The 26996-nt window shown below is 41.5% G+C and carries 15 protein-coding genes; 14 read left to right on the plus strand and 1 reads right to left on the minus strand.

Annotated elements, in window-relative coordinates; translation table 11 throughout:
* Nucleotides 1-23: 23 nt before the first annotated feature.
* From ABJF57_RS18905 to ABJF57_RS18925, 5 genes are read left to right on the plus strand one after another with little or no spacing between them, the layout of a single operon-like run.
* Complete coding sequence (locus ABJF57_RS18905) at nt 24-1040, plus strand: nitrous oxide reductase accessory protein NosL (RefSeq protein ID WP_462232908.1); 1017 nt, start codon at nt 24-26, stop codon at nt 1038-1040.
* 10 nt (nt 1041-1050) lie between these two features.
* A complete protein-coding gene (locus tag ABJF57_RS18910; protein WP_462232909.1) occupies nt 1051-2442 on the plus strand; it encodes a nitrous oxide reductase accessory protein NosL in 1392 nt (463 codons plus the stop codon).
* Nucleotide 2443: 1 nt separating this feature from the next.
* Nucleotides 2444-3673: a nitrous oxide reductase family maturation protein NosD gene (locus ABJF57_RS18915; protein WP_462232910.1), complete on the plus strand. Its 1230-nt coding sequence runs from the start codon at nt 2444-2446 to the stop codon at nt 3671-3673.
* Entirely contained in the window at nt 3670-4368 is a 699-nt protein-coding gene (locus ABJF57_RS18920) for an ABC transporter ATP-binding protein (protein WP_462232911.1), read from the plus strand. The genes ABJF57_RS18915 and ABJF57_RS18920 overlap by 4 nt, the downstream gene beginning before the upstream one ends.
* The gene (locus tag ABJF57_RS18925) at nt 4365-5147 is read left to right on the plus strand and encodes an ABC transporter permease subunit (protein ID WP_462232912.1); all 783 of its coding nucleotides are present in this window, start codon (nt 4365-4367) and stop codon (nt 5145-5147) included. Before ABJF57_RS18920 ends, ABJF57_RS18925 begins: the two co-directional genes overlap by 4 nt.
* A gap of 5 nt (nt 5148-5152) precedes the next feature.
* On the opposite strand, the gene ABJF57_RS18930 is transcribed toward ABJF57_RS18925, so the two are convergent.
* On the minus strand, nt 5153-5692 hold the full coding sequence (locus tag ABJF57_RS18930) for a cysteine dioxygenase (RefSeq protein WP_462232913.1): 540 nt from the start codon (nt 5690-5692) through the stop codon (nt 5153-5155).
* A gap of 180 nt (nt 5693-5872) precedes the next feature.
* Here ABJF57_RS18930 and ABJF57_RS18935 point away from each other — a divergent pair, with 180 nt between their 5' ends.
* The 9 genes from ABJF57_RS18935 (at nt 5873) to ABJF57_RS18975 (ending at nt 26995) form a co-directional block, all read left to right on the plus strand.
* Entirely contained in the window at nt 5873-6787 is a 915-nt protein-coding gene (locus ABJF57_RS18935; RefSeq protein WP_462232915.1) for a universal stress protein, read from the plus strand.
* A 7-nt stretch (nt 6788-6794) separates the two neighbouring features.
* Nucleotides 6795-7640: a universal stress protein gene (locus ABJF57_RS18940; RefSeq protein WP_462232917.1), complete on the plus strand. Its 846-nt coding sequence runs from the start codon at nt 6795-6797 to the stop codon at nt 7638-7640.
* 325 nt (nt 7641-7965) lie between these two features.
* Nucleotides 7966-9660 carry a tetratricopeptide repeat-containing sensor histidine kinase gene (locus ABJF57_RS18945; protein ID WP_462232919.1) on the plus strand — a complete coding sequence of 565 codons (1695 nt, stop codon included), beginning with the start codon at nt 7966-7968 and terminating at the stop codon, nt 9658-9660.
* A 161-nt stretch (nt 9661-9821) separates the two neighbouring features.
* The gene (locus tag ABJF57_RS18950) at nt 9822-11690 is read left to right on the plus strand and encodes a tetratricopeptide repeat-containing sensor histidine kinase (protein ID WP_462232921.1); all 1869 of its coding nucleotides are present in this window, start codon (nt 9822-9824) and stop codon (nt 11688-11690) included.
* Between the two features lie 701 nt (nt 11691-12391).
* On the plus strand, nt 12392-15706 hold the full coding sequence (locus ABJF57_RS18955) for a hypothetical protein (RefSeq protein ID WP_462232923.1): 3315 nt from the start codon (nt 12392-12394) through the stop codon (nt 15704-15706).
* A gap of 24 nt (nt 15707-15730) precedes the next feature.
* Nucleotides 15731-16198: a lipocalin family protein gene (locus ABJF57_RS18960; RefSeq protein ID WP_462232925.1), complete on the plus strand. Its 468-nt coding sequence runs from the start codon at nt 15731-15733 to the stop codon at nt 16196-16198.
* A 13-nt stretch (nt 16199-16211) separates the two neighbouring features.
* Nucleotides 16212-24845, plus strand: a complete 8634-nt coding sequence (locus ABJF57_RS18965) for an Ig-like domain-containing protein (RefSeq protein ID WP_462232927.1) — start codon at nt 16212-16214, stop codon at nt 24843-24845.
* A 500-nt stretch (nt 24846-25345) separates the two neighbouring features.
* Nucleotides 25346-25894 (plus strand): REP-associated tyrosine transposase, encoded by a 549-nt coding sequence (locus tag ABJF57_RS18970; RefSeq protein WP_462232929.1) that lies wholly within the window; start codon nt 25346-25348, stop codon nt 25892-25894.
* Nucleotides 25895-26278: 384 nt separating this feature from the next.
* Nucleotides 26279-26995, plus strand: coding sequence for a hypothetical protein (locus tag ABJF57_RS18975; protein WP_462232931.1), 717 nt, complete (start codon nt 26279-26281; stop codon nt 26993-26995).
* Nucleotide 26996: the final 1 nt, after the last annotated feature.

The following is a 26996-nucleotide window of genomic DNA, read 5'->3' on the forward strand; positions in this document are numbered from 1 at the left end:
TTCCCCCAAAATAAGAAAGCATTATGAAACGATCTCAGCTATACATGTTGATAGGGGCAATTTTGCTCAGCGGTCTTTTTTTATGGCCATTGTGGAACATCACTTTAGAGGCGCCTCAATATCCTGATGCCATAGGGATGGATATTCACATCAATAAGTTTGAAGATGCCAATCCGAATGACATCAAGAACATTAACATCATGAATCACTATGTAGGGATGAAGGATATTCCGGAGACAATTCCTGAGTTTAGCATCTTCCCCAAAGTAGCCATAGGGATGATCGTTTTAGGAGTAATCATCGCTTTCATTGGCAAGCGAAAGTTATACATTGGCTGGTTTGCACTGATGCTCATTTTAGGAACCATCGCCATGTACGATTTCTATCAGTGGGAGTACGATTATGGGCACGACTTAAAGGAAAATGCGGCCATCAAATTCACGGATGATGACGGAGAGCCGATGGCCTACCAGCCACCATTGATAGGGGCTAAGATGATCCTGAATTTCAGAGCCATTTCTATGCCGAGACTTGGTGCATACCTGATGTTTTTGGGAATGGCATTGTCTGTATTGGCTTTCGTAAAAGCAAAAAAAGAGAAAGCAAGTGTGCAGGTCATAACGGCACTACTTGCAATGGGATTAGTCGCTGGATGTTCATCCGGCCCACAGCCCATAAGCTACGGTCAGGATGCATGCGTTTTTTGCAAAATGACCATCGTAGACAAGCAGCATGCAGCGCAGGTGGTGATTACCACTGGCAAAGCATTCAAATACGATGCAATAGAATGCATGCTCAACGACCTAAAAGAATGGGAGCATCCAGAAGTAGCGCATTACCTGGTGACTAACTACACAAATCCAGGAAAATTGGCGGATGCTACTGCAGCCCACTACCTCGTTTCTCAATCAATTCCCAGCCCAATGGGAGAGTTTTTGACCGCTTTTGAAAATGAAAATGATCGAACTGAGACCATGAAAGATGTTGCTGGACAGTCGCTCAATTGGTCAGAACTCAAAGCAGAATTTGAATTAAAATAAACCCAATGTCATGAAAGTTTTAGTTTCCCTCATCACATGCTTTGCTGTGATCGGATCAATCATTGCTCAAGATGTAGTAAACCTTGGAAAAGATGTTTGCTCACATTGCAACATGTACATCAAGGATCAGCAATTTGTAGCAGTGGCAGTTGATGAAAACAGCACTTCACAAAAATTTGATGCCATAGAATGTCTCGTCAATTATTTGAAAGACGAAGATGAATCTACTTTCAAAAAACTACTTGTAGCAGACTATGAAAAAGCCGGCTCATTGATAGAGGCCAAATCGGCGAGCTATCTAAAAAGTAAAAAAATCGCAAGCCCGATGGGAGCATACCTTTCAGCCTATTCATCAAAGGAAATTGCGGAGCGCATTCAAAAAACTCAGGGCGGCGAGATTTATGATTGGGAAGAACTCAAGAAGCGGTTCAAAGATTCCAGGTTTGGGCTGTTGGATCACCCAACGCATCATCACAATCGACCGGACGCCTATGCGCCCATTGGTATCATGGGAGATCACTTACACCACAAAGGTGGGTTGATGGTATCTGCCAGATACATGCTGATGGACATGGAAGGCAACCTGCAAGGGTCAGACGATATCAATGATATGGCCATCTTTCAAGATTATATGGTTGCACCGCAGGCGATGCGTATGGAGATGCTGATGGTAGGAGTGATGTACGCACCTTCTGACAAACTGACCCTGATGCTTATGCAAAACTTCCAAAGAAATGAAATGGACTTGAGTACCAGGATGGGAATGAATTTCAGCACCCAAAGTCAAGGAGTAGGAGACATGAAAATCAGTGCACTATATGGCTTAATCAGTGAATCAAAAACATCGCTGCATTTAAATACTTCAGTCAGCATTCCGACGGGAAGCATCAAAAATCAGGATGATACGCCAATGGCTGAGGGCATGAGATTGCCCTATCCGATGCAACTTGGCAGTGGTACAGTTGATTTCACCGTTGGTGGAACCTACAAAGGTTCAAAGGAGTCCCTTAGCTGGGGATTTCAACCGCTCGTTACCATCCGTACAGGTGAATCATCCGAAGGATATAGATGGGGAAATGAGCTTGCAGTCCATTCATGGGTGGGCTATAAGCTGACCAATTGGATGAGCGCGGCGGCTCAGTTGACAGGAAAGAAGCAGTCTAGTATGACCGGAACCGATGACATGCTCAATTCGATGATGGTTACCACAGCCGACGCTCGAAATACGGGATTTACTAAGATGCACTCAAATTTTGCGCTAAATTTCTCTTTTGGACACAAACCTTTTTTACGCGATTTTAAAGCTGGTGCGTCTTATGGCAAGCCACTTTATCAGCGGGTGGAAGGAATCCAAATGAAAGACACCGATGCTTTTACGCTAGGTCTACGGTACGCGATCTAATATGAGAATACTGCTTGTTACAATCTTACTTTCAACCTTCACCGTGGGTAGCGCATCCATCACGCGCGTTTGTGAGGGCTGTGATGTGAAGAACCTGAAGCAAGCAGTTTCACTTTCCTCCGCTGGAGATACCATTCTTCTTGAACCTGGATCCTACATCTGCGAAAACCTGGAAATAACAAAGCCGCTGACGATTATTGGTAAGGACGGAGCTGTGTTGGATGGCAACATGACCGGATATGTATTGAAGCTGTTGGCAGATAGTATTCGCATTTCCGGGTTGAAAATCATCAACGCAGGCAGAAGCTACACCAAGGATTTTGCTGCCATTTATACATTCAGAGCCAATCACTTCATCATTGAAGACAACATCATAGTGGACCCTTTTTTCGGATTGCTCATAGAGAAATCTAAGCACGGTGTGGTGCGAAACAATGTGATTTACGGCACCTCTGTGAAAGAGGACGAGACAGGCAATGGTATTCATGGATGGCATTGTTCCAATCTACAGATCCACGACAATGAAGTCTACAATATGCGTGATGGAATTTACCTGGAGTTTGTGGATGAAAGCGAAATCAAGAACAATCATGCACATGACAATATTCGTTACGGCCTCCATTTCATGTTTTCCAATCACGATCAATATTTAAACAATCGCTTTGAACAGAATGGAGCAGGAGTGGCTGTCATGTTTTCCAAATTCATCGTGATGAAAGAAAATCAGTTTGTAAACAATTGGGGGCCGGCGAGCTACGGCTTGCTGCTGAAGGAAATTTACGATGCGGAGGTTGTGGACAATGAATTTATAGAGAACACCATGGCCGTTTTCATCGATGGTACCACGCGCATCAATTACACGGGCAATACTTTTCGGAAGAATGGCTGGGCAATCAAAGTTTCGGGAGGATGCTATGCCAATCACATCTATGGAAATGATTTTGCTGGCAATTCATTCGATGTGTCCTACAACTCAAAGATGAACGACAATACCTTCAATGGGAACTACTGGAGTGCGTATACGGGATACGACCTGGACAAAGATGGGGTAGGAGACGTACCTTACAGACCTGTGAAACTGTTTTCATACATCGTGAATCAAACACCCGAGACCATTATCTTACTCAGAAGTCTTTTTGTAGATATCATGAATTTTTCTGAGCGAGTTTCTCCTGTTTTCACTCCAGACAACCTGGTAGATCAATCACCTTCAATGCGATCTTTCAAATGATACAAGTAGCCAACCTTAACAAAAGCTTTGGAAAGCTTGAAGTACTGAAAGGTGTCAACTTTTCGGTAGACAGGCCCGGAGTATTTGCTATCCTCGGACACAATGGCTCTGGCAAGACCACCATGTTGAAAATCATTTTGGGGATGGTGATGACCAACAGCGGCGATGTGCAAGTGAATGGTGCGGCGATCAAGAAAAGCTGGGAGTATCGGAAAGATATTGCCTACCTGCCTCAGATTGCGCGATTCCCGGAAAACCTGACAGTCAATGAACTGATCAATATGATCATAGACATTCGCAATCAGCAAGGGAGGGAAAAAGAGTTGATCGAACGTTTTGGTCTGGAAAAATTTCTGGATAAGAAACTTTCGGACCTGTCGGGCGGAACAAGGCAAAAAGTAAACATCGTGCTGGCTTTCATGTTTGATGCTCGCATATGCATTTTGGATGAGCCAACAGCCGGGCTGGATCCGGTAGCACTCATTGAGTTAAAGCAACTGATCCAGGAGGAAAAGGAGAAAGGTAAGATGATCCTGATTACCACACACATCATGAGCTTGGTGGAGGAGCTTTCCGAGGAGATCATATTTCTTCTGGATGGAAAAATCCATTTCCAAGGAACCATTGAGGAGCTCACCACAAAGACCAAAGAAACAGATTTAGAACACGCGATTGCGGCAATACTCAAGCAATGATTAAGATCTTAAAATACAGCTTTTATGATTTGATGCGCAGCAGGTGGAGTTACGTATATCTGGTATTTTATATGGCGTTGGGCTTTGTGCTTCTTTTCCTTAATTCAGACTTGTCCAAGGCGACCATCACGCTCATGAACATCATTGTGGTGCTTACACCCATGATAGGTACCATCTTCGGCATCATGTATTTCTACAATTCCAGGGAGTTTACCGAGCTATTGCTATCCCAGCCGGTCAAACGATCCACTATTTTTGCAGGTCAGTATTTAGGCCTCTCGCTTTCCCTTTCCATGAGCCTGATCATCGGATTAGGCATCCCTTTTCTCATGTATGGCATTGGGCAATCGGATGCAGTGGAAAACTTCATCACCTTATTGATGTCAGGTACTTTTCTGACCTTCATTTTCGTGGCATTGTCACTGAACATTGGCCTCAGCAATTCCAATAAAATCAAAGGGTTCGGATACGCCATCTTGATGTGGCTCTTCTTTGCGGTGATCTACGATGGACTCTTCATGATTTCACTGATCGTTTTTGGGGATTATCCACTTGACAGGTGGGCATTGGGGGCATCTCTTTTCAATCCCATTGATCTCAGCAGAATAATGATCCTGCTGAAATTGGAAATATCCGCATTGCTGGGATATACAGGTGCGCTGTTTCAGAGATTTTTTGGAACCAACCTGGGTTTCATTGCCTCAGCAGGTATCCTGCTGGTTTGGATAGCCATTCCCTTCCTTTTGATCATCAGAAAAGCCAACAGAAAGGATTTTTAGATCCCTTAGATCCCCCCATTTAGCAAGTCGTAATTTTTGTTTTCCCAGGTCTCGGTCAGGGTACTATCGGATTTATCCGTATCATACACGCGCCATTCGGTCACAGGTTTACGATAGATATTTAAGCTGACAGACCTAGCAGAATAGGCATTGGAGTAGCGGTGTATGCCTACTTGCTTCATGTAGGAAAACTCATCCGTTCCGAGGAGGACGTTACTTACTTTTTCCAATCGATCATCATCCACGTTGATTTTAAAGCACTCTTCTCTCAGCATGCCTTCGATCGGGTGTACCCACGCTTCTTGCGCATTGAAATCATGAATAGGAGAGGATTGTCCTTTTTCCCAGCAAACAAGCAAAACCTCAAAATCTTCATTTCTGGCTAGCACATTTCTGGCATACTTGTCATCACTCCATGAATAATATCGCTCAAATTCTTCCTTGGGAATCTGTACACGACTCATCACATCAAGCACATGCGTGCCATCTTCTTTGCATCTATTTAACGCCTGTACCAGAGTTTCCACTGTTGTTATTGTTTCCATGATCCTACTTTTAGTTTACCGTCAATGTACTGCTGGAGGGCGACTAAAAGGATGACGATTCATAGACCTAAAAATGATCTTTATCAACCGGATGATGAAAATCAATCGACCAGGTTGTAAATGTCATACAGATCCTATTGAAGCACCAGTAGCTTTGAATGAATCAAAATTGTAAGTGCCATGAAAAAGATACTCGTACCCGTTGACTTCTCAACCGAAAGCACGCTAGCGACACGATTCGCTATTGAGCTAGCAGAAAAAAATGATGCGCACATCACGCTTTTGAATAGCGTCCATTTCGATTATTACACAGACTATCAATTCACCTCTTTTGCCAGCGCAAAGACCCTGATGCAGGATGTCAGAGATGCCATGGTGGACAAAATGAAGCAATTCGTTTCCAAGTTTAATACACAGGTAAATATCGATACAAAGATTGAAGAAATGTATTTGGTAACTGCGGTGAAAGAAATGACCAAAAACGATGAATATGATTTGGTTGTGGTTGGCACCAAAGGATGTTCTGGATTGGAGGAGGTGCTGATAGGCTCCAACACCGAAAAGATTGTGCGCCATGCAGCCTGCCCTGTTATTTCCGTCCCGGATAAGGTATCCACAGCGGAGATTAAGAAAATATTAGTCCCTTTGGACATTCGGGAGATTAAGCGTAGCTTTCTCCAGGAGGTGGCAAAGCTGCAAAAGAACTTTGGAGCAAAGCTGGAGTTTCTGTGGGTGAAAACACCTCACAACATTGAGAATGAAGAAATGGTAAGTACCGAGCTCACAAAACACATTCAAGCCCACGGTATCACAGATTTTGAATTTGCTATTGTGAACAACGTATTTCCTTCAGATGGCATACTCTACCGAGCTGATGAGATAGGAGCAGGCATGATTGCCATGCCTACACATGCCAGAAGAGGAATTGCTCATTGGCTTTCCGGAAGCCTCACAGAAGACACCGTTAATCACATCAATGTTCCTGTCTGGTCATTTAGGATGGATAAAAAGGAAAAATCCATCTCCTTGGATAGTGTAAAGAATGCGCACGGGAAGCCCGAGTATAAGAAAATTGAAGTATTAACCCATAATTAAAGTAGAAATGAAGAAGATATTAGTCCCTGTTGATTTTTCAGAATTAGCTTCACACGCGCTCAATTTTGCCATTGAGTTCAATGAAAAGGTGAAAGGTGAGATCCTGTTGGTTCACGTAGTAGACATTCCCGTAGGGCATGTCAATTTCACGGGTGAGGTAGATAATGCAGCAGCAGGAAGTTTCTACACTGGTGAGTTTATCAAAGCCACACACAACAAGCTAGAAGAGTGGGGCCAGCGAGTGAAGGATGCCGGGCAGCAAGTGACCGTGCACATGAAATATGGAAATGCGTTTACCAGCATCAGTAAGATTGTAGCAGAAGACAGCTCCACCTGGATAATTATGGGTTCCAAAGGAGCATCCGGTTTGCGGGAAGTATTCATCGGGTCCAATGCTGAGCGAATGATTCGGTATGCAAAGTGCCCGGTGATCATTGTGAAAGGGGAGACGCACTTGAAAGATATGAAGAGCATGGCCTTTGCCTCTGACCTCAGCGAGGAGCAAGACCTGATTGCCGATCACGCAAAAGACATGCAGGAATTGCTAGGCTTAAACATGCATCTGGTGAAGGTGAAGACACCTTACAATTGGCTCGAAGAAGGACAAGCAAAAAAACAGCTGGAACATTTTGCTGAGCGCAACTACCTAAAGGACTTTACAGTAAGTACGGTAGATGCAGACTTTGCAGATGAAGGAGCCGTGAAGTTTGCTGAGGAGGTAGGAGCGGGTTTGATTGTGTTGGGTACCCATGGTAAAAAAGGCATTGCCCATTTGCTGGGTGGATCCATTGCTGAAGATGTTGTAAACGAATCCAAAGTGCCTATTCTGGTATTCAAGATTCCAGATATGTAGTTGATACGTTTTCAAACCCTCTCGGAAGAGAGGTTTTTTGTTGGTATTTAATTGATCATGTTAGCTTCCGCTTCTATATTTTACAGCACTTAGTAAACCATTTGCTAATATTTTGCCACAAAAATTATTTCACATAACCCTCCTAGTTTACCTACTTTTTTCGCTCAAAACATTGGGGCAGACTTCTTCAGAGAACCAGCTATATGAAAAAATTCTTGAAGAGTTTCGACAATTGGAATATAGTAATGACACTTTGAATCTTTTTTTGAAGATCGATTCAGTTATTGTTAAGGCTAATCAAGAACATAATTGTATTGCTGAAACAATGGCTTATTACATAAAAGCGTATGTACTAAGAGATAATTTTTTAGAAAGTGTCAATCACTATTTGATAGGAAGCTATGTTGGAAGAAGTTGTGGTAATTCCGTAATTCACTTGAAGCAAATGCAATCAATTTTTAATAATTTGGGTAAAGTGGCCAGTAGGTATAATGAATATGATTTAGCGATTCATTTTTTTGAAGAGGGTCTTAGTTACGCTTACCAACTAAACGATACATCTAAAATACTTCAAGAACTTTATCAAATTGGTCTAACGCACTACCACAAAGGAAACTATCATCAGACACTTTTTATGTTAGATTTAGCGAAACCCTATCAAAGAAAATCTTCATGGAAAAGAACACAATCAGAAATTACAATTGCAAATGCGCTTCATAATTTAGATAAGCTTGATGAAGCACTAGAAATTGAAAAGGCTTTAATCCTAAAACTAAATAGTGATACAACCCACAATAGAAGGCAAGCGTATTTTGGCATACTTTATAATAACATTGGAAATATATTCAGGGACAAATCGGAAATCGATTCTGCAATCTTCTACTACAAAAAAGCTATTCTATTCAAAAAAAGTTTGGTTGGAACGAAACTCAATTATGGATTTTTGATGGGTTCAATTTCTAGCCTTTCGGAACTTTATTTAGAAAACAAGGAATATGTAAATGCAAGAAGAGTTCTACTAAAAGGAGTTAAATATATAGAAGGGGGAGACGATCAAAATTTAGCTAATAACAAATACAACTTAGAAGTCTATCAGCAACTAGTTCAATTATACAAAGCCTTGGAAAAGAAGGACAGTGTGGTGTTTTTCAAAGAAAAATACCGAAATCAACTCAATCGATATACTGACTTTAGCAAAAAAAGAAATGTCCAATTTCTAGTCGATAAATTCAATGCTGAAAGAGAGCGCGAAGAATTAGATGCCAGAAACGAAGTATATCTGTTTTGGTTTTTGGCGATGGTTTTTGCTATTTGTTTTTTAGGTATCATAATTTTCTTCTTTCACAGGAAGAAGTCAAAAAGAGTGATTGAAATGACAGAGCATGATAAACGACTGGCGGAGTTAAAAGCGCTCAAAGCACAAGTCAATCCACACTTCCTTTTCAATTCTTTGAACTCTATTTATAGTTTCATTCTAGAGGAAGACGGTGAACACGCAGAGGAATACCTCTTAAAGTATGGGAAATTGATGCGAAAGATATTGGATCATTCAAACTTGCTTACAGTACCTCTGAATGATGAGTTGGAGACATTAAGACTTTATGTGGATTTAGAAAGACTTAGGTTGGGATATGATTTTCATTATGAAGTTCATATCAACATACCTCTTTCGGAAGAGAACATATCATTCCCATCAATGATTATTCAACCTTTTATTGAAAATGCAATTTGGCATGGAATTGCTCATTTAGAGGACAGGGGTAGAATCTCACTTTCAATAGATCAAAAAAATGAAAACATTGAAGTGAAGATACGGGATAATGGATTTGGATTGAATGATAAAACTAAAACTAGCCACCATACAGTTCATGGTATTGACTTGATAAGAGAACGTCTCGAATTGTTAATGAATCGAGACGCTAATAAAGATGTTCTAAGTATCATTTCTGATAAGGAAGAAACTTGTGTCTCATTAATATTTCCTGCTGAGATACTTAAAGATATTTCACATGTGGAGTAAAGACTTAATTTCCTAAAGTCCATGATTAATAGATGGATGCTTGAGGTGGCGCCACATCTGATTAATTTTAGGCTGCCAAACTTTGTCTTTTGAAAAATAAAACCACCTTTAGACTATTATTCTTCCTTGGAATTACGTTTTGTTTCCTGAGCCCATTAAAGATGAATGGTCAGACTGCTACAGGAAATCCACTCTATGATACCATAAGTTGGTTTGGCAGTAGACTAACAAAAAATATAACAACAGATACCTTATTTTATTTAAAGAAAATAGACTCGCTCATCGAAAGCGCAAAGAAAGAAAGTAACTGTGAAGCAATAGCTCATGGTTATCATGTTAAGGGCTACATTTTGAGAAATTCCCATGAAGAGAGTCTTTACTGTTACTTAATGACTGCCTATCTTGGACAAAGGTGTAATGCATCCCCAGTTCATGCGAATAAAATGGCTTCAGTTTTTAGGCATTTGGGGTATTTGTCATCCAAGTTTAATGAATATGACTTAGCCATTCAATTTGCAGAGAATGGCCTCAATTATGCTTACGCTTTAAGTGACACTTCTCAGATACTTGGCTTGCTAAATAATATGGGTCACGCCTATTACAAAAATGCAAGTTATTATGATGTGTTATTTGTAGCGTATCTAGAGAAGTCTTATCAAAAAACATCTTCCTGGGAAAGGACACGTTCAGAAATAAGAATTGGAAATTCACTTTTTAGTCTGGGTAAACTTGATGAAGCACTAGAAATTGAAAAGGCTTTAATTCTAAAAGTAAAAAGAGCAACACATAAGAGACGGTCTGCATATATTGGCTATCTCCACAACAATATAGGAAACGTATTCAAGGAAAAACTGGAAAGCGATTCGGCGATTTTTTATTATGAAAAAGCGATTGCCTTTAAAGAGAGATTGATTGGGACAAATCTCAACCGTGGATTGTTGATGGGATCAATTTCCAGTCTTGCAGAACTTTATATGGAAAAGGAGGCCTATGAAAATGCAAGAAGAGTTCTACTAAAAGGAGTCAAATACATTGAAGGAGAAGATGATCAAAATTTAGCTATTAACAAATTCAATCTGGAAGTCTACCAGCAACTCGTTCAATTATATAAAGTCTTAGAAAAGAAGGATAGCGTTGAAATATTTAAGGAAAAGTATCAAAATCAACTCAATCACTACACGGATCTTAGTAAAAAAATGAACGTGCAGTCTTTGGTTGATAAATTTTACGCTGATCGTGAAAAAGAAGAACTAGATGCAAGAAATGAAGTGTATCTGTTTTGGTTTCTGATCACAGTATTTTCCATTAGTTTTTTAAGTACTTGCATTTTCCTTTATCAAAAGAGGAAAGCAAAAAGAATGATTAAAACGACAAAGCATGATAAGCGTCTGGCGGAGTTAAAAGCACTCAAAGCACAAGTTAATCCACACTTCCTTTTCAATTCTTTGAACTCTATTTACAGTTTCATTCTAGAGGAAGACAGTGAACGGGCAGAGGAATACCTCTTAAAGTATGGGAAATTGATGCGAAAGATATTGGATCATTCAAACTTGCTTACAGTACCTCTGAATGATGAGTTGGAGACATTAAGACTTTATGTGGATTTAGAAAGACTTAGGCTGGGATATGATTTTCATTACGAAGTTCAGATCAACTTACCTCTTTCGGAAGAGAACATATCATTCCCATCAATGATCATTCAGCCTTTTATTGAAAATGCCATTTGGCATGGAATAGCAGATTTGGCCAAAGAAGGCAAAATCAAGCTTTCGATAGAGCAAAAAGAAGATGTAATTCATGTAGAGATCTTGGATAATGGAAATGGAGTGCATTTTACAACAAAAGCAAAAAATCGAGAAGTTCGTGGCATAGACATTATTCGAGAACGTCTTCAATTATTGACGCCATCAAGTGTTCCATATCAAGTCCTTGAGTTAAGTTCTAATGCAAAAGGGACAAAAGTTTCGCTGAGGTTCCCAGCAAATGTCCTTGACATTAAATCACCTCTAAGCGATCTCAATTGGGGCTAGGGAATGCCTCTTTTGTTATCTCGTTAAAAAATCAATAGTGTCTTTTTTACAGATATGCCACTTGAATGAGATAAGTGTGATGAGACGGGAACGTTCAAGTTGGGTTGTGTTGGTTGAATTTAGGGACGCCATTAAATCAATTCTAGATGTCCACAGCGCTACAAGCAATTTTGGTTTCATGAACGACTTCATTTTCGCAGAAGAAGTTCCAGCTTTGAGTTTTGCTTCCTTTTTTGTTAATAAAAAGCAAGAGGAAAGAAAAATCATGCTACCTAAGACCCTAGCAGGTCGCTGTTGGTTCAATGAGATCACCCGTTCGTCCTCAGATAAACACCCCTCGTTCATTTGATGAGCAAAGGGTAGGCACTGATAGTCTTGATAGATATCTTTGAAACGTTATTAAGCAATTATGATTTCGATTGGCAACAAGATGAACGATTGCAATTGCGATTATTCAGAAAAGAAAATTCATCAATTACTCTGAAAAGATGCCACTTGCATCAAACCATTATAAAAAAATTATCATTTGATGAATTTTTTATAAACGGTTAAAGCTTTTTACAAAAGCCGTTTGAAATTAACGGTTCAATAGCAAGTGCCACTTTTGATACCGCCTATCGAAATCGTATTTGTGTTGTTCTTGGAGCGGAAGCTCCAGCTTATGTTAATCGTACTACTAGAATTTTAATCACCGCTTACCAATGGTAAAAAATTACCCGCGTTCCTACTACAAAAAATCATTTGTTTTTTTCACTCTACTGCTGCTCACTTTTTCGCTTCATGCGCAGGATGATGCCAAGAGCATTGTCCCTTTAAGTCCGAATGCAGCTTCAATTGCCAAATACGGCAATGTGCCAGTAAGCTTATACACGGGTGTTCCTCAAATTTCTCAGCCGCTATTTGAAGTGCAATCTGGTGTGTTAAGCATGCCCTTATCTCTTTCCTATCATGCAGGGGGAAATAAAGTTGAGAGTGTGGCATCATGGGTCGGGCTAGGTTGGTCGATTTCCGGAATACCTCAAATCTCCAGGTCGATTCGTGGACTTCCTGATGAGCATGGCTTCTTCACTAACCACGGTGGCAAAACAGTTGATCAGTGGATGTCAGAAGTGGGATCAACTGCATATAATATTTTTGTCCTAGATGTGGTCAACGGAGTGGCAGATTCAGAACCGGATGTTTTTAGCTATTCATTGATCAATGAGTCTGGTAAATTCTCATGGAGCCAGGAATTGCAGGAGTTTGTCACCTTCCCCTACTCCAAAACCAAAATTTCGTGGGATGGAATCAATTTTAAAATTGTCTCATCTGATGGGACTACCTATTATTTTGGAGAGAGAGAAACTCAGCAGGTTTCAGGCTCGAGTGGCGCAACACCAAATACCACAACTTGGAAGGCTTCTCTAATTTCTTCCAATACACATCCAGATACCATAAGGCTAGAATATGATGCTGAACTGCAGGTTTTTGATACTAAAAACTCTTTCACACGATACCAGTGGCTTTCTGGACACAACCTAGAGCAAATTAATAGTGGGGATAATAATAGCATTTTGAACGTAAACGAAATATCAGCTAAAATGCCCAGTAAGATTTTTTTCAGGACAGGTGTAATTGAATTTAAAAAAAATATCAGTTCTCAAAGAGAAGATTTGATCGGAGGTTATTCATTAGAAAGAATTCTTGTAAATAACATTCATGGACAGACAGTTAAAGAATTTGAATTTGGGTACTCTTATTTGGTTGGAGCAGGAGTTCAGAATGAGAGTGATCAGAATCGTAAATGGATGATCCTTGATACATGGAAAAATAAAGCATTAAACGGTGGCGATGATTTGGTTCATTCATTTGAATACAAACAAACCCAAATTCCTCCTAGCAGAACCAGTTCGGCACAAGATTTTTGGGGTTTTTATAACGGAAAAACCACCAATGTAGACCTTATACCACCCACTGTATTAATTAATGGCTTAAATCCTCCAATTCAGATTCCTGGTGCTGATCGCAGTGTGAGTGTTTCAGGGCATGCCAATTTTGGTATTTTGGAAAAAATAATGTGGCCTACGGGAGGGTCTACTCAATTCGAATATGAAAATAATGACCTCTCGGGAGATGCTGCCGATGTTAACTTGAACTACGAGCCAGCAGAACCAGTATATGTTGGCGGTGATTCTGAACCTGATGGTACTCCAAGCGATCCAGAAGTTACCGGAGATGGCACCCCGGCATCTCCATATAAAAAGCCATTTGAAATCAATAACCCGCCTGATGAAAATCTGAATGGAGGAAATCTGAATGGAGGAGCTTTCGTTTCTTTTGATGTAACCCCCCCACCGGGCTGTGATCTTTCAGGCGGATCTGCAGCCTGTGCAGTATATAGAGTGAATGGAATTACGAATCCTACCGAAATATACTACTTAAGCGTAAATACCAGTTTTTATCTCCCCAACGGTGAGTATGAGTTAAGTGCCTCCTTCGATCCAGCGATTTCAGACTATGGAACGTTTTGGCTGCAAGCCACTTGGGACAAGGTAGATTCTTCACTCGTGAATAAATTGGGTTCGGGTATTCGATGCAAGAAAATCACAAATAGAGATGCTTCTAACGATATTGTATCTTCCAAGGAGTACATATACAAAGACTCAATCGATAGTCCCATTTCCTCAGGAGGAGTGTTTTCACGTTCTGCAAACGTATTTACCGATGAAGTCACCTATCGAAGACAACAATCCAGTCTGCAGATTTTAACAGGTGTATATCTCAGAAGGAGAGCATATAATAATGCACCTCATGTATCCTCTAATGGATCGATTCAGGGATATAAGACTGTTTTTGTAAGAGAAATAGCCGAATCATCCAACGGTTTTGAGAGATTTGATTTTACGCACTGGATGGATGAAGGTGCTAATTTTATATTTCCTTATGCGCCTTCTACCAGCCTTGAGAATCAGCGAGGACATATTTCAAGGAAAGAAGTTCATCATAGTGATTCGACATTGCTTTATGAAGAAGTAAACCAATACTCTGAACTACCAAGAGCTGGCTGGAATGCCAATAAGAGCGTAAAGGGGATTAAGGTAGCCTCCTTGTTTTTTGATTACCAAACAGGAATAAATGGACACATTCCAACCCATTCAGAATTGTATGAATTAAAAAACGATGCTTTTGTTCAGGCAAACGCAGAGAAAAAACAGTTTTTTGATCAGGATATACAGTTGAGCTTTAGGACGATGGAGTATCATGGGGATCACAACTGGCCAACAAGTATTAAAACCCATCTAAGTGACGGTAGTGTCTCAGAAGAGAAATTAACTTATCCAATTGACTATACTGCGATTGTTTCAGGTTCACCTATTGACAGCCTTGTGGCAAAGAATGCGATTTCACAGCCTGTTGAAAAATCCTTTTGGAAAGATGGAACATTAGTGGATGCCAAGGCAACCGTTTTTCATGATTTCAGTGATGTATTGAGTGCTAAGGAGAATTTAGACTTCAATCGTTCCAATACATACATTCCTTCCACTGATGGTCAATCATTCGTTGGCTTTGAAAAGACTGCAGAAGTTAAGGTTCGCGATTCTTATGGAAACCCATTGGAAATTGAAAGTATCAATGGAATAACGACTTCTTATATATGGGGGTATAATTCATCATATCCAATCGCAAAGGTTGAAAATGTATCTTATTCGGCATTAACCACTTTCATAAGTAATCTTCAGGCGCTATCCAATGCAGACGATGATACATGCTGGGGGACAATCCCAACGGACTGCAATGAAAGCGAATTAAGAAATGCGCTCAACTCACTTAGGAATGAACCTACCTTGAGTGCAGCTTTCATAACGACGTATACCTACGATCCTTTAGTAGGAGTGACCAGCATTACAGATGTCAATGAGCATACGACGTTCTATGAATACGATGAGTTTAACAGGCTGCGGCAAATAGTCGATCAAGATCGTAATATCATTCAAGCTTATGAATACAATTATTACGAAGCTGCTCTTGGCAACTAATCCTCACCTACTAACACAGATACGATGAAAAAGACACATATACGCGTTCAAGCGCTGACGTTTACGATCACCTTTCTTTTGGGAATCGCAGCCTTTACAAATACAGCAGATGCTCAGACGACTTCCTCAGATTTGGAAGGCACCTGGAACACGGACTATCAAAAAATGATCAACGGTTCCAATTTTGCATCTGGTTTTGACTTTAGCGCTCAGCCAGCACAAACAAAAGCGCACATGAAAGAGACTTTCGAAAGCCGAACTTTCACTTTCAATGCCGACCAGACGGTTACGGTAGCGTTTTCAGTTCGTGGCAATAGCAAGCAAGTCGATGGCACATGGAGCTATGTAGCTTCCAACCGGCTGTTAACCATTCTGATCAACGGAGCATCAGTGGAATATCGTACCACCCTCCAGGGCAGCGCCTTATCGATGGAACCATTGGTGCTGGAAGCCAATGCTGTATTTAAATCACTCTCACTCACCAAAAACTAAGCTCGCCTAACCTATGAAGTCACTCATCACTTTCTTAACTCTTTCCTGCTTCACGCTACTAGCGTTTGGGCAGTCCGTTACTATTTCTGGGCCCACCACTTCAAGCTATGGACAGCAGAAATCCTATACCGTATCTGCTTCGGGCATCAACCTGAATCAGGCCGATACATGGTGGTATGCCTCATCTGGTAACTCAGTCAGCAACATGAGCACAACCTCGGCAGACGTAACTTGGAATCAGTCAGGTTCGCAATCTGTATCTTATGAGGCCACTACCTGGAATAACTTTTATACTGACACGCATAACGTGACGGTATCTGCACCGCCTACTGCGACACCTGGTGCACCAACTTTACAAACCAACGGAACATGCATCGGTCAGGCCACATTGCAAAGAAATGGAACTCCTCCGGCCGGCGTGACCTGGTATTGGCAAGGAAAAAATTCATCAGGAACCAGCACTTCGCTAGGTTCAGGTCAGTATTATTATCCCAACAGCTCTACAGGAGGCTCGGGTTACTATTACATACGTGCCAGAAACAACAGTTCGGGAACGTGGAGCTCGGGCTCAGGTCAATCACCGAATGTGACCGTTTCTTCAACTCCTGGTGCTCCCCAGACCGTTTCAGGTTCCAATAGCTGTAGCTCCAACAGCATTGTGCTTTCTGCGGTCAATGAGGACGATGTGACCCATAAATGGTACACGGGCTCGACAGGAACTGCTACGGTTTCTCACCAGGTGATCACCACCGGTTCTCAGACCGAAACCCGTGTGACGGTTACTTCGCAGAGTGTAAGCTACTGGGTGTCGGCAACAAAAAATGGATGTGAAAGTGGACGAGTTCAAGTGACCGCCACCCATTATTCCAATGCTGTACCTACGGTGGCTGTAGATGCTGATGAAGCCAAATGTAGCGGATCCACTTTCACCAATACGATCACTGGAGGTACAGGCAGTACTTTTCAATGGTACACGCATTCAAGCGGAGGTTCATTGTTACATACTGGAGGCACTTACTCGGCCGCTGTAAATTATAGCGAAACGAGCAGCGGTACAAAGACGTATTATGTTGGCGGTACACTCAGAAACTCCAGGGGATGTACCTTTCCGATCACCACAAGATATCCTGTTACTGTAACTGTTCAGCCGATGACCGGAGCAGCATCCATTTCATCCGGTGTAACCACCAGGTGCCAGGGTGGAGGAACTACAGACTACAATGCTAGTGCAGCGCATGCAAACTCTTATAACTGGTCCATAAGCCCTTCTTCAGCAGGGTCAATCAATAGTTCTGGTTTGGTAAGTTGGAACAGTGGATTTTCAGGCACAGCAACCGTGTCTGTGACGGCTGTTGGTACCTGTAACAACACAACGGCAAATAAAACAGTTACCGTAGATGCTGCTACGGTGGCAGGGAGCGTTAGCAGCGGCAGCAACCGCTGCGGTTCTGGTTCACAGTCCTTCACCCTTGCTGGCCATAGCGGTACAATACAACGCTGGCAGTCGAGGTACAAGAATGGCTCAGGCAGTTGGACTGGCTGGAGTACAATTACTGAGACGGACAACGTGTTAAGTGTTTCACCAACACTTAGTCAATGGAATAGTGGCGTTCGAACGTATGAAGTTAGGGCAGTAGTCAAAAGCGGATCATGCAGTACCCTTTATCCCACGAAAACGGTGACGGTAGATCCTGTCACAGTTGCTGGGAGCGTTAGCAGTGCCAGCACCCGATGCGGTTCTGGCTCACAGTCTTTCACCCTTTCTGGCCATACAGGTACAATACAGCGCTGGCAATCCAGATACAAAAATGGATCGGGTAGTTGGACTGGATGGAGTACGATCACCGAAACGGATAACGTATTAAGTGTTTCGCCGACTCTTAGCCAATGGAATAGTGGCGTTCGAACCTATGAGGTGAGAGCAGTAGTCAAGAGCGGATCTGGATGCAGTACTCTTTATCCTACGAAAACAGTAACGGTAGATCCTACCACAGTTGCCGGGAGCATTAGCAGTGCCAGCATCCGATGTGGTTCTGGTTCACAATCCTTCACCCTTTCTGGTCATACAGGCACAATACAACGCTGGCAGTCGAGGTATCAGAATGGCTCGGGTAGTTGGACTAGCTGGAGCACGATCACTGAGACAGATAATGTACTAAGTGTTTCACCAACACTGAGCCAGTGGAATGATGGCGTTCGAACCTATGAAGTGAGAGCGGTTGTGAAGAGCGGGTCAGGATGCAGTACCCTTTATCCCACGAAAACGGTGACGGTAGATCCTGTGACAGTTGCCGGGAGCATTAGCGGAGCCAGCACTAATTGCGGTTCTGGTTCACATACTTTCACACTTGCTAATCATACAGGCACAATACAACGCTGGCAATCGAGGTATCAGAATGGTTCAGGCAGTTGGACTAGCTGGAGTACGATCACCGAGACGGATAATGTACTAAGTGTTTCACCAACACTGAGTCAGTGGAATGATGGCGTTCGAACTTACGAAGTAAGAGCGGTTGTAATGAGTGGATCTGGATGCAGTACCCTATATCCTACGAAAACATTTACGGTAAATCGACTACCTACATTAGCCAGTGGCGGCAACCAGTCACGATGCGGCAATGGGACAGTGACATTGACAGCTAGTCCAGGAGGAAGTGGAAATACCATTCAGTGGTTCAGTGCTTCTACTGGAGGGACGCTGCTTCATACGGGTACCAGCTACACAACACCTAGCTTGAGCACTAGCACTATTTACTATGCGGCGAGTTACAATAACAGTACAGGGTGCATAGATACAGATCGAACGGCCATCACCGCTGTGGTGAACGACATCCCAACGTTAGCCAGCGGCAGCAACGAATCCAGATGCGGAAATGGAACGGTGACGCTGACCGCCAGTCCTGGCGGGAGTGGAAATACCATCCAGTGGTACAGTGCTTCATCGGGGGGGACGCTACTTCATACGGGTACGAGCTATACAACACCTAGTTTGAGCTCCAACACGACTTATTATGCAGCAAGCTATAATACCACCTCAGGCTGTTTAGACACAGATCGAGCTGCCATTGCAGCTCAAATTGTTGCTGAGTCCGTAGGCGGCACTGTTTCGGGAGGTGTTGAGAAATTTGGAGTGGCAACAGGATCACTTTCGCTTACTGGGCACACTGGAAGCATTGTAAAGTGGCAATATAATACCACTGGAAGCTGGGTAGACGTTGCAAATACGACAACTCAACTGAACTACACCAACGTGCAGACCACCACTCAATACCGCGCGGTGGTTGACAATGGTATTTGTACTGAAACTGAATCAACGATTGCAACCGTTACTATTCTGAACGTGCCTACTTTGGATTTGGGTATTACGCAAAGTATACGTCCGGGGAGAGGCACCACGCTCACAGCTTCACCGGGTCATGCCAGCTACCAATGGTTTCGAAACAATGTTCAGATTGCGAATGAATCAAGCAATCAATTGGAGGTTAATATGACGGGGACATACAAAGTGACCGTCACGTCATCTGGTAATGCTACCTATACAACTGGGGATGCAGTGATTACCAATCAATTGGAGATGAATGAAAATACGATCATTTCTTACACCTATCGTACACCTGTGACGAACGCTGACGACCGGTTTCTTTTTGATGTTTCAGAACAAACCATAAATGTTCAAGTTTACGATGGTCTGGGACGTCCCATTCAATCTGTAAGTCTTCAATCGAGCTCCTTAGAAGATGATATAGTGACACCCGTTGAGTATGACCCTTTTGGTAGAAAAGTAAAAGAATACCTGCCGTATGTGAGTGCGGATGTAGATAAAATTTTTCGGTCATCAGCTTTGGTAGATCAGCCAGGCTTTTACCAGACAAACAAAGGAACCAACAAAGCATACGCTGAAACACGCTATGAACCCTCCCCGCTCAACCGCCCGCAAGAACAGGGTGCTCCGGGAGAAAGCTGGCAAATTGGAGGTGCAAACACAGTTTCTTACGACTATGAAACCAATGGAGTTGGAGAGGTGATTGATTGGGATGAAAGTGATTTCTCCAACCTTGCTGGAACGTTCTTCCCAAAGGAACAATTGTCTAAGAACATTGTGACAGATGAAGATGGAAATCAAACCATAACCTACACAAACAAGCAAGGACAAACCATCCTGAAGAAAAGCCAGGTAGATGCCACCACCTGGACAAATATTTATTACATCTATGATGATTTCAACAACCTGAGGGTAGTCCTCTCACCGGAAGCGGTACGTCAAATGAACAATGAAATTGCGGATATAAATAACAACGGGGCGTATACATGGCTGACTGAAAACTATACCATTACTCAAGCAGATGCAGATGACAAGTTTGCCTATCTCTCAGGGGTAGTGGTGACTGTTCCCTCAGGTGTTACTTTGGGCACTAATTTTGAGTTACGCCTAGTTGATGCGGTAGTTGCTCCTCAGACACTTCAAGACTTTGCATTCTTGTACGATTACGACGGAAGAAACCGCATGATCAGCAAGAAAGTGCCGGGAGCTGACAGTGTATTCATGGTGTACGACAAATGGGATCGCCTCGTGTTGACTCAAGATGGAGTCCAGCGTGGCACCAATACCTGGTTATTTACCAAATACGATGTGCTGAACCGCCCGGTGATGACAGGTCTTGCCACCATCGCAGGAACTACAGCCGCGGTGCGAGACTCGGTACAAGCATCCAACGAGCGGGCAGAAGCCTTCAGTGCTGCAGGAACCAATGAGTACACAGACCTCACCTACCCACCCAACGATAGCATAGACAACTACTTAACGGTTACTTACTACGATCATTACGACTGGGACACTACTGGACTGGCCTATACCAACCCTGCTGGGCTTACTTTGGCTGGTGGAGTAAAAGGACAGGTGACAGGAACACTGACGAAGACGGGCGCAGGAGGGTGGATCAAGAGTGTGAGCTATTACGATGACAAGTACCGGCCCATCCAGACACAAAGTACCAACCACCTGGGTGGTATTGATGTGGTGACCAACCATTACGATTTCATTGGACAGGTGATGAAAAGCATCAGTTTGCACGATAATGACGACACGACTTTCACCACCACGCGTACCTTCAACTACGATCATGTCGGTAGATTGTTGAATACCTGGCACCGACTAAATAACGACGATTCTGTAAAAATTGTAGAGAATCACTACAATGAGCTAGGCGAATTAGTAAGAAAAGACTTGCACGGGGGGACCGGAGGCACTTTCGCTCAATCCCTTGACTATGCCTACAACATTCGAGGCTGGTTGACCAGCATTAATGATCCGGTGCTGACTGGCACAGATCTTTTCGGTATGAAATTGCACTATGATGTAAACCCACTCGACAATACAAAACAGTATTTCAACGGAAACATCTCTGCGATGGAATGGAGCAATTACGATACAGAGGATGTCGGTATAAACGAACGAGCATACACCTATAGCTATGATAAACTAAACCGCTTAGCAACAGCCAGTCACTTCCAGAATAATGTCTCTACAGATAATTACGGAGTACAAGGACTCACTTATGACCTCAATGGAAACATTGAAAGCCTGGTGAGAAAAGGAGCTGCAGGTACCGAAATGGACAACCTAACCTATGACTACATAGGCAATCAACTGCGCGAAGTGAGTGATGCAGCTGCAGACACTACGGGGTTCTACGATGGATTTACAGCGAATGTAGACACTGCTGACTATGCATATGATGCCAACGGTAACATGGTGAAAGACCGCAACAAAGGCATCGATACCATCTACTACAACAACCTGAACCTGCCTACTATGGTGGTATTCGATTCTATGCGTTTCATAGCTTACAACTACGATGCAGCGGGTATCAAACTTCAGCAACAGGTTTACGATAGCGGTGTATTAGTAAAGACTACTGACTATGTTGGTGAGTATATCTATGAGAATAGAAACCTGGAGCTGATTCAGCATGATGAAGGGAGAATTACAGCTAAAGATGATGTAATATCTATATCATGTATCGATTGTCAATCGGTGAAATCAGCATTAGATAGCTATGTTACAGCAAATGGCTCGTCCGCGCTTTTAAATAAGAGCCAGCGAACCACACATCTAAACACAGCTTTGTCTATGTCTCTGATTGAAAGTGAATGGGACAATCTACTTGATGAGTGTGATTTAATATCCACTTATTTAGACTTCAATGGAAGTGGTTATGTTGATTTTGGAGACCAGACTCAGTACCATGTTGGTACGGGCGATTTTACCGTTGAGGCGTGGGTAAAATTCGATTCTAATGTTTCAACTGGTGATTATACAATTCTTGCTAATCAAGACAATAAAAATGGTCAGTGGTCAGGTATAAATTTCACAATCCATGCTGGTAAAATAAAGCTTTTTGTTGCAGATGGAACAGGATATACTGGAGTTGTTGCGACACGTCCTTCTGATAATACATGGCATCATTTGGTCGCGCAACGTATAGGAAATAATGCACAAGATTTTAGAATATTTATAGATGGAGCAGAAGTGGCAACAACTGTGGAAACTAGTGGATTTACATCTGGAAACATCGAAAGTGGGGGCGTAGAGAATATGAAAATAGGAAGTAGAATAGGGAGTGCTAGTTATGTTAGCTATTTTGATGGAGAAATTGGAGAGGTAAGAATGTATAGTAGACTCCTTACTCTGAGTGAAATCTATTCTTCATTCAATGGAGGTTGTGGCTCTAATCCTATTAACTCCTCGAACTTGGTTTTATGGGCAGACCTTATTGAAGGAGCAGGAACAACTGTTGTAGATAAATCGGTACATGCTCAAACGGGTACAATAATGGGGACGAATGTAACATGGGAAGCTTCAGTGAAAGAGGAATGCTCAAGTACTGAAATGGTTAATTGTGATCAGAATTACGACTACCAGTATCACCTCAAAGATCACTTGGGTAATGTGAGACTGACATTTAGTACTACGCCAGACATTTATGAAAGAACTGCAACCATGGAGTTTAGTGAAGAACAGGATGCGTTTGATCCTTGGATTCAGAGTCCAAGGAATGGACTTTCTACCGTTGGCAATGCAAGTGCTAATGTGATGAGATTGGACACTGATGCCCAGGGAGATAGTACCTTGATAGAAGGTATAACAGGTTTATCATCAATGTACGCAGTACAAAAAGGTGATAAGTTTGACTTAGAAGTAAAAGCATACTACGAACAGGGACCTGCTTCAGACGGCTTCTTTGCTGCTAACTTGCTGTTCAATATGTTAGTATCAGGAAGCACGGGGTCTAGCACTGCAAATGAAAACTCTGTTACCAATAATTCTAATTTAGATGCTGCAGCAGTAGGCGGAATCCAGGCAAGCAAGGATAGCACGGTTGATACTACCGTGCCAAGAGCCTATTTGAATTGGTTGATCTTTGATAAAGATACTGTTTTGTTAAATGCAGGGTTTAAGCAGATTAGTAGTACAGCAAATTACAATTGGGAAACGCTGGCAACCAGCGAATCAATAAACATTGAAGAAGATGGTTTTTTCTATACTTATGTTTCAAACGAAACCAACGCATTAAGCATTGTTGATTTCGATGATTTTAAGGTAACGTTGACCAAGACGAACGTGGTGAGCACGCAGGATTACTATCCTTTTGGGCTGACGTTTAATGAAAGTGTGAGGGTGGCGAGTACAGTTAATAATTTTACCTATAATGGATTTGAAGAGCAGGTGGAGTGGGGAGTGTTTGACTATCAGGCCAGATATTATGATCCAGCAATTGGTAGGTTTATTAATGTTGATCCAATGGCTGATTTAATGAGAAGGCATAGTACTTATAACTATGCCTTTGATAACCCAATTAGGTATATTGATCCAGATGGGATGGTACCTGAACCAGTAGTGGGAGGATATGGAGAAGAATTAAGTGGGACAGCTTCATTCGATCATTATGATTTTAGTAATAGGAATGAGGATGAAGGAGGAAAGTCAGAAACAACCAACGGTGCTGCGAAACTTCAGCAAAAAGCAGAAAAAAGTAAGTCGAAGTTTAATTACTTGTTTGGATCTGGCGAAATGGAAGATGCTCTCAATGCGACCGATGTTGTTGCTGGGGGTCTCTCTTTGCTTGGAATTGCAAAAGCAACTCAATTAGGGGGTATTGCAGCTAAGATGCCCTCTGTATTTCTAGGATCAGCCACAGGGGCACATATTTTCGTAGAAGATCCTAGGTTGATAAGTGGTTTTAAAAATGCTGGATTAAAACTTAAATCAAATAACTTTTTAACCAGAAGTATGAGCTATTCAAATTTGGCAAGTGTAGCAAAATGGGTTGGAGTTGGAGCGGCTGTTGGGGGTACAATGTATGATATATATCAAACCGGTTCATACTATAGAAATGGTGGAAGCGATGGGGGACATAGAGGGGGAATAACAGGGCTCAATACTACATTTACAGCTATTGGTTTGTTTGGAGGCCCAATAGGTTGGATTACATCGGCTTCCTATTTTATAATGAGTAGAATTGCAATGCCGGATGCTGCTTCTATGGCTAGATTGGAAGTAAAAAGAATTATGGATACAGTAGAGTATGGAACTTCTAACCCTCGAAGAAGACCAGTGAAATTGAAAAATCCCAAATTTGAACCTTAATGTATATAACGGATCTAATTTTTTACTATGCGTATAAAGTAAATGAGTCTTATAAACATGAAAATGCTTTGATGTTGGGCTTTTATGCGATAGTTTTTTTGATTGGAATTAACATTCTTTCTATTCATATCCTTGTTGAAGCTTTAGTAGGTCAAGTTGTAATTACTAATCTTTCAGAAAATACATTTTTCATAAGTTTAATCTTGGTATTGTTAATAATTGCCTATTTGACAGCTATTAGAAATAGAAGGTTTAGTAAGATTATTCAACGATTCGACCAAAAAACAAGCAAAAAAAGATTCTATGATAAAATATTTTTTATAAGTTATGTATTTGCTTCATTCGTGCTCCTGATGATAAGCTTAATAACATTTTCCAGTTAGTAGAGCCCTATCTAGGCGTAGGATATAAAAAAGAGGAGTTGTTTACAAAAAACAGACCCTAGGCGTTAGCATTTGCTACGCCTTTTTTATTCTGTTTGCTTTCATAGCAAAAGAAGAATGGGTGACAGTTATCAAATCAAAGATCAGGAAGGATTGTATTTCTTGACATGCCAGGTTGTAGGATGGGTGGATATATTCAGTCGGAAAGTATATCGAGATATAGTTGTTGAGAGTTTAGATTTCTGCAAAAAGAATAAAGCACTTAAGATCTATGCCTATGTCATAATGACAAATCATGTACACATGATAGTACAAAGTGATTCAGGATATTTATCTGATACAGTTCGAGATTTTAAGCGATTCACATCGAATCGAATAATGGAAGAAGTTGAAAACAACAACCAGGAAAGCAGAAAGGAATGGATAGAGATGGTGTTTCGCTATCATGCGAAGTACAATGGAAGGGTTAATGATAAACAGTTCTGGACGCATGAGAATCATGCCGTTGAGTTGACAAGCAATGATATGATAGATAGCAAATTGGAATACATTCACTCAAATCCAGTAAGAGCAGGTTGGGTAGAGAATGCTGAGGATTATCTTTATAGCAGTGCTAGAAATTATTGTGAATTGAAAGGTCAATTAGAGATTGACATGATAGAGTAAGGCGTAGCTACAACCTACGCCCAGATGGGGTTGTGCTGCATGCTTTTGGGTATGAGTAAATTAAATCCCATCCATCGCTCTTTCCCAACCCTGTGATTTTGACATGTTCGATGCTATGCATCGATAGTGGGGGCATAGAAGCTATGAGCGTAGGAAAATGAAGTATTCTCAGATCATCTTACAAAACCACTGTTTGACCCTGAGGTACGATGGGGGGTTTGGTTTTGTGTGCAAGCGCAGCTTCTTTTTTCAGCGAAGAGATTCCAGCCTAGATTTTTTGTTTACTTTTTTATCAATGAAAAAAGTAAAAGCCCTGTGGCTCGAACATACCTTCTTCATCGTTGATGGTTTTTTGATTTTAAGGGGTGGGGTTAAATTGTGGTGATGGAAAAGACTTTTTCAACTTTCCTTCTTATTGCAGCACTTAGTTTGAGTGCTCAAGATACTAGGCTTATAAGTGAGCATGTAAAGAATGCGCTAAAAATGATAAGCCTCGAATCGTATTCGTATGACAGTACACTTTATGCTGGTGATTATGATTTTGTTAATTGTGAAGCTTCATCCAAAGGTGATGATTATAAGTTGTACTTAAGAGATGGTGAGGTAACAAAGGTCTCATGGGTTGAATTTGATTCAGATTTTGAAGTTTACTTATACACAGCAGATAATGTGAAGTATGGCTTTATGTCTATCAATGGCAATCGTGTGAGTAAAGGCCTAATTGTTAGATCAGAAATTGACGAACTATTTTATCTGAAATTGATAAACGGATTTCTAAAATGGCTTGATCGTGATTCAATATCTCATGAAGAGATCATCAATGAAATTGAATCCATTTATTTTCTTAATCAACAACTGCATCCTACAAATACAGCGAGCTTCAAAAAGGGAGTTATATCAAAACTTAAATTAGAAGAAGAATATTATGAGTTTGATGAGGAATGTGGTGAAGACAGTCTCAATATAAATAATATTGGTTTTGACTTGTTGGGACTATTACTAACTGATTTTGAATGTGGATGGATTGTAGAATCAGGAACGGAAGAAAAATTCAAAGATTGGTTGGCATATTATCAATTCGATAAACATAAACTGAAGTAAG

Source organism: Ekhidna sp. (genome assembly GCF_039940915.1).
Lineage (GTDB): Bacteria > Bacteroidota > Bacteroidia > Cytophagales > Cyclobacteriaceae > Ekhidna.

Coding starts and splice junctions, on each gene's coding strand:
- ABJF57_RS18905 (WP_462232908.1), top strand. CDS start 24: ATGAAACGATCTCAGCTATACATGTTGATAGGGGCAATTTTGCTCAGC.
- ABJF57_RS18910 (WP_462232909.1), top strand. CDS start 1,051: ATGAAAGTTTTAGTTTCCCTCATCACATGCTTTGCTGTGATCGGATCA.
- ABJF57_RS18915 (WP_462232910.1), top strand. CDS start 2,444: ATGAGAATACTGCTTGTTACAATCTTACTTTCAACCTTCACCGTGGGT.
- ABJF57_RS18920 (WP_462232911.1), top strand. CDS start 3,670: ATGATACAAGTAGCCAACCTTAACAAAAGCTTTGGAAAGCTTGAAGTA.
- ABJF57_RS18925 (WP_462232912.1), top strand. CDS start 4,365: ATGATTAAGATCTTAAAATACAGCTTTTATGATTTGATGCGCAGCAGG.
- ABJF57_RS18930 (WP_462232913.1), bottom strand. CDS start 5,692: ATGGAAACAATAACAACAGTGGAAACTCTGGTACAGGCGTTAAATAGA.
- ABJF57_RS18935 (WP_462232915.1), top strand. CDS start 5,873: ATGAAAAAGATACTCGTACCCGTTGACTTCTCAACCGAAAGCACGCTA.
- ABJF57_RS18940 (WP_462232917.1), top strand. CDS start 6,795: ATGAAGAAGATATTAGTCCCTGTTGATTTTTCAGAATTAGCTTCACAC.
- ABJF57_RS18945 (WP_462232919.1), top strand. CDS start 7,966: ATGGCTTATTACATAAAAGCGTATGTACTAAGAGATAATTTTTTAGAA.
- ABJF57_RS18950 (WP_462232921.1), top strand. CDS start 9,822: ATGAATGGTCAGACTGCTACAGGAAATCCACTCTATGATACCATAAGT.
- ABJF57_RS18955 (WP_462232923.1), top strand. CDS start 12,392: ATGGTAAAAAATTACCCGCGTTCCTACTACAAAAAATCATTTGTTTTT.
- ABJF57_RS18960 (WP_462232925.1), top strand. CDS start 15,731: ATGAAAAAGACACATATACGCGTTCAAGCGCTGACGTTTACGATCACC.
- ABJF57_RS18965 (WP_462232927.1), top strand. CDS start 16,212: ATGAAGTCACTCATCACTTTCTTAACTCTTTCCTGCTTCACGCTACTA.
- ABJF57_RS18970 (WP_462232929.1), top strand. CDS start 25,346: ATGGGTGACAGTTATCAAATCAAAGATCAGGAAGGATTGTATTTCTTG.
- ABJF57_RS18975 (WP_462232931.1), top strand. CDS start 26,279: ATGGAAAAGACTTTTTCAACTTTCCTTCTTATTGCAGCACTTAGTTTG.